This window comes from Streptomyces sp. NBC_01476, assembly GCF_036227265.1.
Classification (GTDB): domain Bacteria; phylum Actinomycetota; class Actinomycetes; order Streptomycetales; family Streptomycetaceae; genus Actinacidiphila.
In genome coordinates, this window is the sequence record NZ_CP109446.1 from 5,524,806 (window position 1) to 5,537,918 (window position 13,113).

At 69.9% G+C, this 13,113-nt stretch carries 11 protein-coding genes; 6 read left to right on the top strand and 5 right to left on the bottom strand.

The genetic code is table 11. The features are described 5' to 3' along the window. Positions 1-33: 33 nt before the first annotated feature. From mctP to OG552_RS24290, 3 genes are all read right to left on the bottom strand, one after another. The gene (gene mctP / locus OG552_RS24280; protein ID WP_329141074.1) at positions 34-1,680 is read right to left on the bottom strand and encodes a monocarboxylate uptake permease MctP; all 1,647 of its coding nucleotides are present in this window, start codon (positions 1,678-1,680) and stop codon (positions 34-36) included. Continuing rightward, positions 1,680-1,934, bottom strand: a complete 255-nt coding sequence (locus tag OG552_RS24285; protein ID WP_329136294.1) for a DUF3311 domain-containing protein — start codon at positions 1,932-1,934, stop codon at positions 1,680-1,682. The genes mctP and OG552_RS24285 overlap by 1 nt, the downstream gene beginning before the upstream one ends. Before the next feature lie 137 nt (positions 1,935-2,071). Next, positions 2,072-2,842, bottom strand: coding sequence for a GntR family transcriptional regulator (locus OG552_RS24290; RefSeq protein WP_329141076.1), 771 nt, complete (start codon positions 2,840-2,842; stop codon positions 2,072-2,074). Positions 2,843-3,163: 321 nt separating this feature from the next. On the opposite strand from OG552_RS24290, the gene OG552_RS24295 reads away from it, so the two are divergent. From OG552_RS24295 to OG552_RS24310, 4 genes are all read left to right on the top strand, one after another. Then, complete coding sequence (locus OG552_RS24295; protein ID WP_329136295.1) at positions 3,164-4,465, top strand: extracellular solute-binding protein; 1,302 nt, start codon at positions 3,164-3,166, stop codon at positions 4,463-4,465. A gap of 194 nt (positions 4,466-4,659) precedes the next feature. Beyond that, the gene (locus OG552_RS24300; protein WP_329136297.1) at positions 4,660-5,661 is read left to right on the top strand and encodes a carbohydrate ABC transporter permease; all 1,002 of its coding nucleotides are present in this window, start codon (positions 4,660-4,662) and stop codon (positions 5,659-5,661) included. Then, positions 5,658-6,539 (top strand): carbohydrate ABC transporter permease, encoded by an 882-nt coding sequence (locus OG552_RS24305; protein ID WP_443071020.1) that lies wholly within the window; start codon positions 5,658-5,660, stop codon positions 6,537-6,539. The genes OG552_RS24300 and OG552_RS24305 overlap by 4 nt, the downstream gene beginning before the upstream one ends. Then, entirely contained in the window at positions 6,536-8,044 is a 1,509-nt protein-coding gene (locus OG552_RS24310; RefSeq protein ID WP_329136299.1) for a glycoside hydrolase family 3 protein, read from the top strand. The genes OG552_RS24305 and OG552_RS24310 overlap by 4 nt, the downstream gene beginning before the upstream one ends. 358 nt (positions 8,045-8,402) lie before the next feature. Here the strand turns inward: OG552_RS24310 and nagB are convergent, their stop codons facing one another. Beyond that, positions 8,403-9,188 carry a glucosamine-6-phosphate deaminase gene (gene nagB / locus OG552_RS24315; protein ID WP_329136301.1) on the bottom strand — a complete coding sequence of 262 codons (786 nt, stop codon included), beginning with the start codon at positions 9,186-9,188 and terminating at the stop codon, positions 8,403-8,405. Positions 9,189-9,326: 138 nt separating this feature from the next. On the opposite strand from nagB, the gene OG552_RS24320 reads away from it, so the two are divergent. After that, positions 9,327-10,403 (top strand): SIS domain-containing protein, encoded by a 1,077-nt coding sequence (locus tag OG552_RS24320; protein WP_329136303.1) that lies wholly within the window; start codon positions 9,327-9,329, stop codon positions 10,401-10,403. A 593-nt stretch (positions 10,404-10,996) separates the two neighbouring features. Further along, a complete protein-coding gene (locus OG552_RS24325; RefSeq protein WP_329141080.1) occupies positions 10,997-12,445 on the top strand; it encodes a sensor histidine kinase in 1,449 nt (482 codons plus the stop codon). Between the two features lie 156 nt (positions 12,446-12,601). Here OG552_RS24325 and OG552_RS24330 read toward each other — a convergent pair whose 3' ends face one another. After that, positions 12,602-12,859, bottom strand: a complete 258-nt coding sequence (locus tag OG552_RS24330; RefSeq protein ID WP_093742218.1) for a WhiB family transcriptional regulator — start codon at positions 12,857-12,859, stop codon at positions 12,602-12,604. Between the last annotated feature and the right edge of the window lie 254 nt (positions 12,860-13,113).

Consider the following 13,113-nt stretch of genomic DNA (forward strand, 5'->3'; position numbering starts at 1 on the left):
CCGCCACCGCCCCCGCCACCGCCGGTGCCCGGCCTACGCGCCGGCCGGTTCCGGGACGCCCGCGATGCCGGGCTCGCCCGGCTCCTCGACCTCGGCAGGCTCGACGGTGTAGTCGGCCCGCGCGGTCTCGTCCACGCCGTCGGGTGCCTTGACCGCCCGCAGCACGAGGGTGAGCACCACCGCGAGCCCGATGTTGAGGACGAAGGCGGTCAGGCCGATGTAGCCCAGTTCGCCGATGCCCGGGATGTCCGCCGAGCTGCCGCCGAAGTGCGACTGGGTCGGGCTGGACTGCTGGTACGCCTTCCAGGTGCCGTACGCCATGCCCGCCGCCCAGCCGGCCAGCAGGCCCCAGCGGTGGAACCAGCGCGTGAACAGGCCGCCGACCACGGCCGGCACCGTCTGCAGGATCCAGATGCCGCCCAGCAGCTGGAAGTTGATCGCGACCGTCTTGTCCATGGAGAGCACGAAGACCAGCGCGCCGACCTTCACCACCAGCGACACCACCTTGGACACCTTCGTCTCCTGCGCCGGGGTGGCGTCGGGTTTGATGAGGTCCTTGTAGATGTTGCGGGTGAAGAGGTTCGCCGCGGCGATGGACATGATCGCGGCCGGCACCAGCGCGCCGATGGCGATGGCGGCGAACGCCACCCCGGTGAACCAGGACGGGAACATGTTCTCGAAGAGCTGCGGGATGGCCAGTTGGGCGTTGTAGCCCTTGACGCCCTTGCCGACGCCGTCCGCGATGGCCATGAAGCCCAGCATCGCCAGCAGGCCGAGCATCAGCGAGTAGAGCGGCAGGATCGTGGTGTTGCGCCGGATGGTGTTGCGGCTGCGGCTGGAGAGCACCGCGGTGACCGAGTGCGGATACAGGAAGAGTGCCATCGCCGAGCCCAACGCGAGCGTGGCATAAGCCCATTGGGCCTGCGGGCCGGTCACCAGTGAGCCGCGCGGCTTGCCGGTGGCCGGGTTGGTCACCTTGTAGGCCGCGTCCGCCTTGTCGAAGATGGCGTCGAACCCGCCGAGCTTGTACGGGATGTAGATGATCGCCACCGCGATGACGATGTAGATCAGCGCGTCCTTGACGAAGGCGATCAGGGCCGGCGCCCGCAGCCCGGAGGAGTAGGTGTACGCGGCCAGCACGCCGAAGGCGATCAGCAGCGGCAGGTCCTTGACGAACCAGTTGGTGGAGTCGCCGCCGCCCACCCCCATCACGTCGAGCACCGCCTGGATGCCGACGAGTTGCAGCGCGATGTACGGCATGGTGGCGATGATCCCGGTGAGCGCCATCGCGACCGACAGGCTCTTGGAGCCGAACCGCCCGCGGATGAAGTCCGACGAGGTCACGTACCCGTGCTTGTGCGACACCGACCAGAGCCGCGGCAGGAAGAGGAAGACCAGCGGGTAGACGATGATCGTGTACGGCACCGCGAAGAAGCCGGACGCGCCCGCCCCGTAGATCGCGGCCGGGACCGCGACGAAGGTGTACGCGGTGTAGAGGTCGCCGCCGAGCAGGAACCAGGTGATCCAGGTGCCGAAGCTCCGGCCGCCCAGGCCCCATTCGTCCAGGTGCAGGGCGTTCTCCGCGCGTCGCCAGCGGGCGGCGAGGAAGCCCAGCACGGTGACCGCGACGAAGAAGAAGATGCAGACGCCGAGTGCGACGCCGTTGACGCCGTCCTTCATCACGCCTCACCACCCTTGCGGAGGCGCTCCTCGCGCCGTACCAGCAGATAGGCGGTGTAGGTCAGCGCGGCGGCCAGCGGTACCCAGAGCATCTGGTACCAGTAGAAGAACGGGATTCCGATGAACCGCGGCGTCACCCGGGAGTAGGAGTCGACCCACAGCAGGGCGACCAGCGGTACGACCAGGCAGAGCCCGGCGACGATCCGCGAGGCGGTGACGATCGGTGGTCGGGTTACGGATTTCTCTTCGGGCATGCGTACGGCTCCCGTCCCCTAGCGCAACGAGTGTGACTGCCGGGAATCTAGGGGAGGGGAGCGGCGCACGTCACCAGGTGTGCACGGATCTCACCCGGGAGAAAGCGAAGATCGCCTGGTTCGGGCGGTGTTGGGGATCAGTCGATCGGGCGGGACAGCCGCGCCACGAACTTGTAGCGGTCGCCGCGGTACACCGACCGTACCCACTCGACCGGTTCGCCCGTGGTGTCCACCGAGTGCCGCGAGAGCATCAGCATCGGCAGGCCCACATCGGTGCCGAGCAGGCCGGCCTCGCGCGGGGTGGCCAGCGAGGTCTCGATGGTCTCCTCGGCCTCCGCGAGCCGTACGTCGTAGACCTCGGCGAGCGCGGTGTAGAGCGAGGTGTACTTGGCCAGGCTGCGGCGCAGCGCCGGGAAGCGCTTGGCGGACAGATGGGTGGTCTCGATCGCCATCGGCTCGCTGTTGGCAAGACGCAGCCGCTCGATCCGCAGCACTCGCCCGCCGGCCTTCATGTCGAGCAGTTCCGCGAGCCGGTCGTCGGCGGTGATGTAGCCGATGTCCAGCAGCTGGGAGGTGGGTTCCAGTCCCTGGGCCCGCATGTCCTCGGTGTAGGAGGTCAGTTGGAGCGCCTGGGAGACCTTGGGCTTGGCCACGAAGGTGCCCTTGCCCTGGATGCGCTCCAGCCGTCCTTCGACCACCAGTTCCTGGAGCGCCTGCCGGACGGTGGTGCGGGAGGTGTCGAACTCGGTGGCCAGGGTGCGCTCGGGCGGGACCGGGGTGCCGGGCGGCATGGTCTGGGTGATGTCCAGCAAGTGCCGCTTCAGCCGGTAGTACTTCGGCACGCGCGCGGTACGGCCCGCGGTGCCGTTCCCCGTGGCCTCCGTGGCCGTCCCCGCGTCGCTCTCCATGACGTGTACTCCCGACTGCTGTCGTGCTGCCGTCACCGGCTCCTCCGTTAATAGCGGCTCACATGGTGGCACGGCTGGTCCCGGCCGAAAGAGGCGGTGGGTGGCTGATCCCCCTCAGGTGTCGGTCCGATAACAGACCCGACGGGTGTTCTTATACACCCTTGACACCCCTAAAGGTCTAGGCCAAGCTCCGGGTACTGGTCTAAACCATTAAAGACCACATCCCAGACCCACGAGCAGGACGCGGCCGTACGTGTCTCACGGCGGCCGGCAATTCGGGCGGTGGGGGGAGTTTCGGGCATCATCCTTGAGGAGGGTGGCGTGAAGCGCAAGCTCATCGCGGCGATCGGCGTCGCGACCATGTTCGCTGCTGTGGCGGCCTGCGGGTCGGACGACAAGAAGGACGACAAGGCGGCCGCGGCCAATCCGGCCGACCGCACCGGCACGGTGACGGTCTGGCTGATGGCGGAGTCCCAGAGCACGTGGCCCGAACTGGTCAAGGACACCACCGCCCAGTTCAAGGCCAAGTACCCCAAGGTGAACCTGAAGATCCAATACCAGCAGTGGAGCGACAAGGTCACGAAGCTGGACGCCGCCCTGTCCGGCTCCAGCGCTCCTGACGTGGTCGAGCTGGGCAACACCGAGACCATGACGTACATCCTCAACGGCGCCCTCGCCCAGGTGGACAAGACGCAGTTCCCGAACTCCGACACCTGGATCAAGGGTCTGGAGGACACCTGCACCTACCAGGGCAAGCTCTTCTGCGTGCCGTACTACGCCGGCGCCCGTGTCGCGGTCTACAACGCCGCCGACTTCAAGGCCGCCACCGGCTCGGACACCTTCCCGGCCACCGAGGACGCGCTGTCCACCGCGCTGGACCAGATCCAGGCCAAGAAGGGCAGCGACAAGACGTACTCGTCGCTCTACCTGCCCGGCCAGTACTGGTACGCGGCCATGTCGTACGTGAAGGCGTACGGCGGCGCGATCGCCACCACCGACGGCAACAAGTGGACCGCCAGCCTGGAGACCCCGCAGGCGCAGCAGGGCATCCAGCACTACATCGACCTGGTCAAGAAGTACAACAAGGGTGACAAGACCAAGGACGAGGCCGACCAGGACGCCGTGATGGCGCAGCAGAAGGCCGGCCTGATTTACGGCAACGGCTGGGAGGCCGGGGCCGTGGTGACCCCGCCGGCCGGCAACGCCAAGCTCAAGGACGACATCAAGACGGCCACCATGCCCGGCCCGAACGGCAAGCCGCTGCCCTCCTTCATCGGCGGCTCCGACCTCGCGGTGATCAGCAAGTCCAAGGTGCAGGATCTGGCCAAGGAGTTCATCGCCGACTACACCAGCGAGAAGAACGAGGCCATCCTGGTCTCCAAGGCCACGCTGCCGAACAACACCAAGCAGCTGGCCCCGATGAAGACCGACCCGGCCACCGCACCGGCCGCCAACGCGGTGGGCGACGCCTGGTTCACCCCGATCGCGCCCGGCTGGGCCGCCATCGAGAAGCAGGGCATCCTCAAGACGCTGCTGCTCGACGTCCTGAAGGGCAAGTCCGTCGCGGACGCCACCAAGGAAGCCGACAGCAAGATCAACTCGCTGATCAACAACGCTGCCTGATCCGGCGTCAGCCATCGGGAGGGGCGGTCCGCTGCGGCGGGCCGCCCGCCCCTGGTCCCGCCCCGGGCGGCAACTCCCGCCCGGGGGACCGGTGATGGCTCAGGCGTGAACCCCGGCAGACGCCGGCAGACCCCGGTATCGGCCGGCGGAGACCGGCACCGACACCGGCATGGACACCGAAGAAAGGTCAGCGCATGAGTGCCGCCGACACGCATGAACAGGTGGTGGGGGGCCACCCGTTGAACCCGCCGCCGGCTTCGCACCGGCCCGCCCTGAAAGGCGCCGGACGCACCGGGCTGCGGAACCGGCGGCGCAGACCGCTGCCGTATCTGCTGATCGCCCCCGCGCTGCTGGTCATGGTCGCGGTGCTCGGCTACCCGCTGGTCGACACCCTGGTGCTCTCCTTCCAGGACGAGCGCCGCAACAACCTCTGGCTGGGCGTCGCACCGCCGTGGGTCGGCTTCGACCAGTACACCTCGGTACTCGGCGACGGCGAGTTCTGGGGGGTGGTGCTCCGTACGCTGGTCTTCGTGGTCGTCTGTGTCGTCGGCACCATGGGCGCCGGCCTGCTGATCGCGCTGCTGATGACGCAGGTGTCCACCTGGGTGCGGATCACCATGAGCGTCGTGATGATCGCGGTGTGGGCGATGCCGCTGCTCGTCGCCTCCTCGGTCTTCAAGTTCATGTTCGACTCCAACTACGGCCTGGTCGACCAGTTGCTCACCCGGCTGCCAGGAGTCGACTACACCGGCCACAACTGGTTCCTCAACCCGACCACCGGCATGGGCATCATCGCCCTCCTGGTGATCTGGGGCGCCATACCCTTCATCGCCATCAGCCTGCACGCGGCCCTCACCCAGATCCCCAAGGAACTGGAGGAGGCGGCCAGGATCGACGGCGCCAAGGGCTTCGGCATCTTCCGATACGTCACCTTCCCGGTGATCAAGCCGGTGTTCGTGATGACCAGCACGCTCTCGGTGATCTGGGACGTCGGTGTCCTCGGCCAGATCCTGCTGATGCGCAACGGCACCCCCGAGCAGGACTACCAGACGCTCGGCCTGTACGCGTACACCCAGGCGTTCACCGTCAACTCCTTCAGCCGCGGAGCGGCCATCTCCATCATCACGGTGCTGCTGCTCTCCGGCGTCGCCGTCTACTACCTGCGCCAGCTGCTGAAGATCGGAGAGGTCGAGTGAGCATCGCCGCCAAGACCGGCCCCGCGCCCACCGCGCTCCGGACCGTCAAACCCTCGCGGAAGAAGCGCCGCACCGGCTGGAACATCCTCGGCGTACTCGTCGCGGCGGTGATGGCCTTCCCGGTCTACTGGATGATCATCACCGCGCTCCGGCCGAGCCAGGAGATCCTCAGCTACCACCAGAAGCTGTACCCGAGTTCGGTGACGCTCGCCCAGTTCAAGCGGGCGATGAACATGCCCAACTTCTGGGACAACGTCAAGAGCAGCGTGATCATCTCGGTCTGCTCGGTGGTCATCGCCATCGGCATCGGCCTGCTGGCCGCCTACGCCATCGGCCGGTTCCGGTTCTGGGGCCGCCGCGGGCTGATGATCACCCTGCTGGTGGTCCAGCTGATCCCGGCCACCTCGATGCTGATCCCGATCTACATCCAGCTCAACAAGGCCGGCGGCCTCAACGAGTACTGGGGCGTCATCGCCGTCTACTCGGCGACCACGCTGCCCTTCGCGGTCTGGATGCTGCGCGGCTTCATCGTCAACATCCCCAGGGAGCTGGAGGAGTCGGCGATGGTCGACGGCTGCAGCCAGATGACGGCCTTCCGCCGGGTGGTGCTGCCGCTGCTCGCTCCCGGCCTGGTCGCGGCGTCCATCTACGCCCTGATGACCGCCTGGAACGAATACCTCTTCGCCTACGTCCTGCTCCAGGACAACGACAAGTACACGCTCAGCATCTGGCTGCTGAACTTCAACACGACCCGTGGTACGGATTACGGAGCCCTGATGGCGGGCTCGATCCTCATCGCACTGCCCGTCGTGATCTTCTTCCTGTTCGTCCAGCGCAAGGTGGCCTCCGGTCTGACGGCCGGGGCGGTGAAGGGATGACCGTCATTTCCGTCGATACCCCCGCGGATGTTCTGACCCGGGACGCGCTCGCCGTCCTCCAGCCGGGCTTCGTGGGCACCACCGCGCCCGAGTGGGTGCTGCGGCAGCTCGCCGAAGGGCTCGGCTCGGTCGCCCTGTTCTCCCGGAACATCGAGACGCCCGAGCAGGTGACCGCGCTCACCGCGCAGTTGCGTGCGGTACGGCCCGATGTCCTGGTCACCGCGGACGAGGAGGGCGGCGACGTCACCCGGCTCGAAGCGCGCGGCGGCTCCTCCTTCCCCGGCAACCTCGCGCTGGGCGCGGTGGACGACATCAAGCTCACCCGGGCGGTGGCCGCCGAACTCGGCCGCCGGCTCGCCGCGTGCGGGGTCAACCTCAACTGGGCGCCGTCCGCCGACGTCAACTCCGACCCGGGCAACCCGGTGATCGGCGTACGGTCCTTCGGCGCCGACCCCGACCTGGTCGCCCGCAACACCGCGGCCTACGTGGAAGGGCTCCAGTCGGCCGGTGTCGCCGCCAGCGTCAAGCACTTCCCCGGCCACGGCGACACCGCGATCGACTCGCACCACGCGCTGCCCCGGATCGACGTCGACCTGGACACGCTGCGGTCCCGCGAGTTCGTGCCGTTCCGGGCGGCGCTCGCGGCGGGCAGCAAGGTGGTGATGAGCGCCCACATCCTGGTGCCCGCGCTCGACCCCGAACTCCCGGCGACCCTCAGCCCGGCCATACTCACCGGCCTGCTGCGGGCCCCGGAGTCCGAGGGCGGCTTCGGCTACGACGGGCTCATCATCACCGACGGCATCGAGATGCAGGCGATCTCGGGCACGTACGGCATCGCCCGCGGCACCGTCATGGCGCTGGCGGCCGGCGCGGACGCGATCTGCGTGGGCGGCGGCCTCTCCGACGAGCAGACCGTCATCACCCTGCGCGACGCGATCGTGGCCGCGGTACGTGACGGCTCGCTGCCCGCCGGGCGGCTCGCCGACGCCGCGGACCGGGTACGGCGGCTCGCGGCGTGGGCGGTCGAGCAGGCGGGCGCGGCCGGTGCGATCGCGCCGGGCGCCGATGTCGGCCTCGAAGCGGCCCGCCGCGCGCTGCGGCTGACCCGTACCGCGGCTTTCACCCCGCTGGAGGGGCCGCCCTTCGTGGCGGCGTTCACCCCGGTGGCGAACATCGCGGTCGGTGACGTCACCCCGTGGGGGGTCGCGGCCGAGCTGAACCGGCTGCTGCCGGGGACCGAGACGGCGACCTACCGGGCCGGCGGCACGGACGGCGTCCTCGCGGCGGCCGGCGACCGCCGGATCGTGGCGGTCGTCCGCGACGTCCACCGCCACGGGTGGATGGCGGACGCCCTCGCCACGATTCTGGCCGCCCGGCCCGACACGATCGTGGTCGAAATGGGCGTCCCCCAGGCTCCCCCGGTCGGGGCGCTCCACATCGCCACCCACGGAGCGGCCCGCGTCTGCGGGGAGGCGGCGGCCGAAGCGATCGTCTCGGCTCGCTGAGCCTCGACGCACCCCACCCTCACGCCCTGCGGCGCCCTACGACGGCGCGGCACTCGGGCGACGGGGGTTCGTGCCCCGAAGGGGCGCTGGGGTCCCCCCGGACGAAGTCTGGGGGCGGAACTGCGCGCTCAGCCAGTCACCGGCGGGTGGTCCGGAGACGACCGCAACGGGCTGGGCCTGCGGGCCCGGTGCCGCGCCGCGACGGCTGGTCGCGCAGTTCCCCGCGCCCCTGGGGGGCACCGCCCGGCGGGATGGCGCGGGTCGCGGGGGGGACCCCGCGCCCCTGGTAGGGCACCGTTCGACGCCGGGGTGCCGGTTGCCGCTCGGCACCGTCGCAGACGGAAGCGCACCGCCTGGGTCAGAGGGACTGCCAGGCGGGCTTGGCCGCGTAGGTCGCGCGGAAGTAGGGCGCAAGCTTGAGCTCGGAGGCCGCCGCCTCGTCCACGACGACCGTCGCGTGCGGGTGAAGCTGGAGCGCTGAGGCCGGAACGACCGCCGCGACGGGACCTTCCACGGTCTGGGCCACCGCCTCCGCCTTGCCCTCGCCGGTGGCGAGAAGCACCAGGTGCCGGGCCTCCAGTATCGTGCCGATGCCCTGCGTGATCACGTGGTGCGGCACCTGCTCGATGTCACCGCCGAAGAACCGCGCGTTGTCGACCCGCGTCTGCTCGGTGAGCGTCTTGATCCGCGTACGGGACGCCAGCGACGAACACGGCTCGTTGAAGCCGATGTGCCCGTCCGTACCGATCCCGAGCAGCTGGAGGTCGACCCCGCCCGCCGCCGTCAGCGCCGCGTCGTACGCCGCGCAGGCCGCCAGGACGTCCTCGGCCGAGCCGTCCGGCCCCATGAAGGAGTCCGCGGAGAGCCCGAGCGGCTCGACCACCTCGCGCAGGACCACCGAGCGGTACGACTCCGGGTGCCCGGCCGGCAGGCCCACGTACTCGTCCAGCTGGCAGACCCGCGCCCGGGAGGCGTCCACCGCGCCGGCGCGCACCTTGGCGGCCAGCGCGGTGTAGACGGGCAGCGGAGTGGACCCGGTGGCCACACCCAGCAGGGCGTCGGGCTTGCGGCGCAGCGTCGCGGCCATGGCCTCCGCGATCAGTTCGCCGCCTGCCGCGGCGTCCGGGACGATGACAACTTCCACGCTGGGCCTGCCGTTCTGGAAGAGGATAGGTGTGGTATAGACCAATCTAGCAGAGCCTCCCCGCGCCGGTAGTGCGCTGGATCACGTCCTGTGGTCGACTGGTGGGGTCGACTGCGGACTGCGGAGGAGGCGGTGCGGATGGTGCCTTCCACGACGCCGCCCCCAGCCCCGCGGCACGGACCCGGCCGGATCATGCGCGCCGAGATCGCCGAGCAGCCCGAGGTGCTGGGCCGGCTGCTCGGCGAGGGGGCCGCCGCGATCCGCGAGACCGCCCGCAGGATCGCCGCCCGCCGGCCCCGTTTCGTCCTGCTCAGCGCCCGCGGCACCTCGGACCACGCGGCGCTGTACGCGAAGTACCTCGTGGAGGTGGAACTCGGCCTCCCGGCCGGCCTCACCTCCATGTCCACCACCACCGCGTACGGCGCCGAGCCGCACCTCGCCGATGTGCTGGTGATCACGGTCAGCCAGTCCGGCGGCTCACCCGACCTGGCCGCCTCCACCCAGGCCGCCGTCGAGGCCGGCGCGATCACCCTCGCGGTGACGAACAACCCGGACTCGCCGGTCGCCGAGGCCGCGGAGTTCCACCTGGACCTGCTGGCGGGCCCGGAGCGGGCGCTGCCCGCCACCAAGACGTACACCGCGGAGCTGCTGGCGCTCTACCTCTTCGTACGGGGGCTGCACGACGAGGACACCTCGGCGGCGCACGTGCTGCCGGAGCTGGCCGAGCAGGTGCTCGCCCGCGACGACGAGGTGCAGCACCTGGCCGGGCGGTACCGCTTCGCCGAGCGGATGGTGACGACCTCCCGCGGCTACGGGCTGCCGACCGCGAAGGAAGCGGCGCTGAAGCTGATGGAGACGAGTTACATCCCGGCGCTGGCGTACTCCGGGGCGGAGCTGCTGCACGGGCCGCTGGCCATGGTGGACAACATCTCGCCGGTGATCGCGATCGTCACGGACGGGGCGGGCGGGCACGCGCTGCGGCCGGTGCTCGACCGGTTGCGGGGGAGGGGGGCGGACCTGGTGGTGATCGGGCCCCGCGCGAAGGTGGCGACGGTCGCGCACGGGTTCGCGCTGCCGACGGCGGGGGTGCCGGAGGCGTTGCAGCCGGTGCTGGAGATTTTGCCGCTGCAGAAGCTGGCGTATGAGGTTTCGATGGCCCGGGGGCAGGATCCGGATGCGCCGCGGGCGCTGGTCAAGGTGGCGAAGTCGAGGTGACCGGGGGGGTGCCTGCCCCGTCCTGCCGGTGACTCGCGTGCGGTCGCGTCGTGGCTTGTCGCGCAGTTCCTCGCGCCCCTTTGGGGCACGACCCGTCGGCGGCCAGACGTCCGTCGGTGGTGGGTTGCTCGCGCAGTTCCTCGCGCCCCTTCGGGGCACGCACCGCAGTGGCCAAGCGTCTGCCGGTGGCCGGTTGCTCGCGCGGTTCCGCCCCCGGACTTCGTCCGGGGGGACCCCCAGCGCCCCTTTGGGGCCCGAAAGCACTTCGGGCCGCGGTGCCGGGAGAGGACCCTCAACCTCTCCAGCACCGCAGCCCGGAGCTGCCGTCGGCGCCGTGGTCGGTGGGGTGTGCGGTGCCCCACCGGCCCGTGTGGGCCGACCGGAAGAGGCCGCCGGCGTAGTCAGGGCAGAGAACGCCTTGGCCTCGATCCGCCCTCCTGTGCGGGGAGTGCGGAGGTCTTCGCTCAGTCATTGTGGACTAGACCATTCGGCTTGTCCATGGGCCCGTCCCCGATTCGCCCGGTGAATTCCCGCCCGGACCGGCGGCCAAACGCAGACGCGAGGTGAACGGTACGCTCGCAGACGTGCCCTCCATGAACGACCTCGTACGCGAGCACACGGCCCTCGACGACTCCGATCTCGAATGGCTGCACCTGCTCGTCTCGGAGTGGCAGCTGCTCTCCGACCTGTCCTTCGCCGACCTGGTGCTGTGGGTGCCCACCCGCGACGGCTCCCGGTATGTCTCGGTCGCCCAGATGCGGCCGAACACCGGCCCGACCTCCTACCAGGACGACATGGTGGGCCATCTGGTTCCCCGTGGCCGCCGCCCGCTGCTGGACGCCGCGCTGGACGAGGGCCGGATCGTCCGGGAGGGCGACCCGGAGTGGCGCGAGGAGGTGCCGGTCCGGGTCGAGTCCATTCCGGTCCGGCGCGAGGGACGGGTGCTCGCGGTGATCAACCGCAACACCAACCTGCTCACCGTCCGCACCCCCAGCCGGCTCGAACTCACGTATCTGCAGAGCGCGTCCGACCTGGCCCAGATGATCGCGGCCGGCTCCTTCCCGTTCCCTTCCGAGCAGGTGGACATGGACGCCTCGCCGCGGGCAGGCGACGGGCTGATCCGGCTGGACGCCGAGGGCCTGGTCCAGTACGCCAGCCCCAACGCGCTCTCCGCCTACCACCGGCTGGGCCTGGCCGCCGACCTGGTCGGCCACCACCTCGGCCAGGCCACCGCGGAACTCGCCCCGGCCCGCGGCCCGGTGGACGAGGCGATGGTCAAGCTGGCCAGCGGCTGGGCGCCCCGGGAGTTCGAGGTCGAGGGCGGCGACGGGGTGATCCAGCTGCGGTCCATCCCGCTGAAACCCAAGGGCACCCACATCGGTTCGCTGGTGCTGCTGCGGGACGTCACCGAACTGCGGCGGCGCGAGCGGGAATTGATCACCAAGGACGCCACCATCCGGGAGATCCACCACCGGGTGAAGAACAACCTCCAGACGGTGGCGGCGCTGCTGCGGCTGCAGGCCCGCCGGATGGACTCCGAGGCGGCCAGGGAGGCGCTGGACGAGGCGGTACGGCGGGTCGGGTCGATCGCCATCGTGCACGAGACGCTCTCCCAAACCCTGGACGAGCGCGTGGAGTTCGACGAGATCGCGGACCGGGTGCTGGCGATGGTGGCGGAGATCTCACCGGGGCGGGTGGCGGTACGGCGCACCGGCAAGTTCGGCATCCTCGACGCGGAGACCGCCACCCCGCTCTCCATGGTGCTCACCGAACTGCTGCAGAACGCGCTGGAACACGGCTTCGGCCCGGGCGAGTCGGGCAGCGTGGAGGTCTCGGTGCTGCGGGGCCGCGACCAGATCACCGTCGGGGTCCAGGACGACGGGCGGGGCCTGCCGCCCGGCTTCGACGCCCAGCAGGCCGGCAACCTCGGCCTCCAGATCGTGCGCACCCTGGTGGTCGGCGAGTTGGGCGGCACCTTCGACATGCTGCCGGCCCCGGCAGGCGGCACTCGCGTCGTCCTCGAACTGCCGCTCGAAACCTGAGAGTTCACCCGGCTGGCCCAGCGGAGCCCCCCCGTACATCCGGCGTCCGTACACGCGGAAAGGGCCCGCACCGATCGGTGCGGGCCCTTTCCGATGCTGCGTGCTGCGCGTATGTGGCAGGTGCTGCGCGCTGCGGCTCGGGGGGAAGACTGTTGATCAGGCTGTGGCGTTGCGGGCCCGGTTGCGAGCGGCGCGGCGCTTCATTGCGCGGCGCTCGTCCTCGCTGAGGCCACCCCAGACACCGGCGTCCTGGCCGCTTTCCAGCGCCCACTGAAGACACTGGTCCATGACGGGGCAGCGGCGGCAGACGGCCTTGGCTTCCTCGATCTGCAGCAGCGCAGGACCGGTGTTGCCGATGGGGAAGAAGAGCTCGGGGTCTTCCTCGCGGCAAACGGCGCGGTGACGCCAGTCCATGGCTGCTCCAACTCCTTGTGTGACAAGCACGTTGCTTGTGAATGTGAACGCTTTCACGAATCCCCCGACAGCGAACGGGACGCCACCCAGCACGTGCTGGTGTGTCCCGCTGGAGTGAGTTTGGAGATCCGGGCTCTCAAGGGGGCCGTTGGTCGGCCGTCCCGATCGCCATCTAGAGACTCGCAAACCTCGGCTGGAGATACAACCCCTTCAGGAAAGTTTTTTTGGATTCCTCGGTGTCGCATCGGTCACAG

Excerpts from the sequence above, each read along its gene's own strand:
- mctP (WP_329141074.1), bottom strand. The coding sequence starts at position 1,680 with ATGAAGGACGGCGTCAACGGCGTCGCACTCGGCGTCTGCATCTTCTTC.
- OG552_RS24285 (WP_329136294.1), bottom strand. The coding sequence starts at position 1,934 with ATGCCCGAAGAGAAATCCGTAACCCGACCACCGATCGTCACCGCCTCG.
- OG552_RS24290 (WP_329141076.1), bottom strand. The coding sequence starts at position 2,842 with ATGGAGAGCGACGCGGGGACGGCCACGGAGGCCACGGGGAACGGCACC.
- OG552_RS24300 (WP_329136297.1), top strand. The coding sequence starts at position 4,660 with ATGAGTGCCGCCGACACGCATGAACAGGTGGTGGGGGGCCACCCGTTG.
- OG552_RS24310 (WP_329136299.1), top strand. The coding sequence starts at position 6,536 with ATGACCGTCATTTCCGTCGATACCCCCGCGGATGTTCTGACCCGGGAC.
- OG552_RS24320 (WP_329136303.1), top strand. The coding sequence starts at position 9,327 with ATGGTGCCTTCCACGACGCCGCCCCCAGCCCCGCGGCACGGACCCGGC.
- OG552_RS24325 (WP_329141080.1), top strand. The coding sequence starts at position 10,997 with ATGAACGACCTCGTACGCGAGCACACGGCCCTCGACGACTCCGATCTC.
- OG552_RS24330 (WP_093742218.1), bottom strand. The coding sequence starts at position 12,859 with ATGGACTGGCGTCACCGCGCCGTTTGCCGCGAGGAAGACCCCGAGCTC.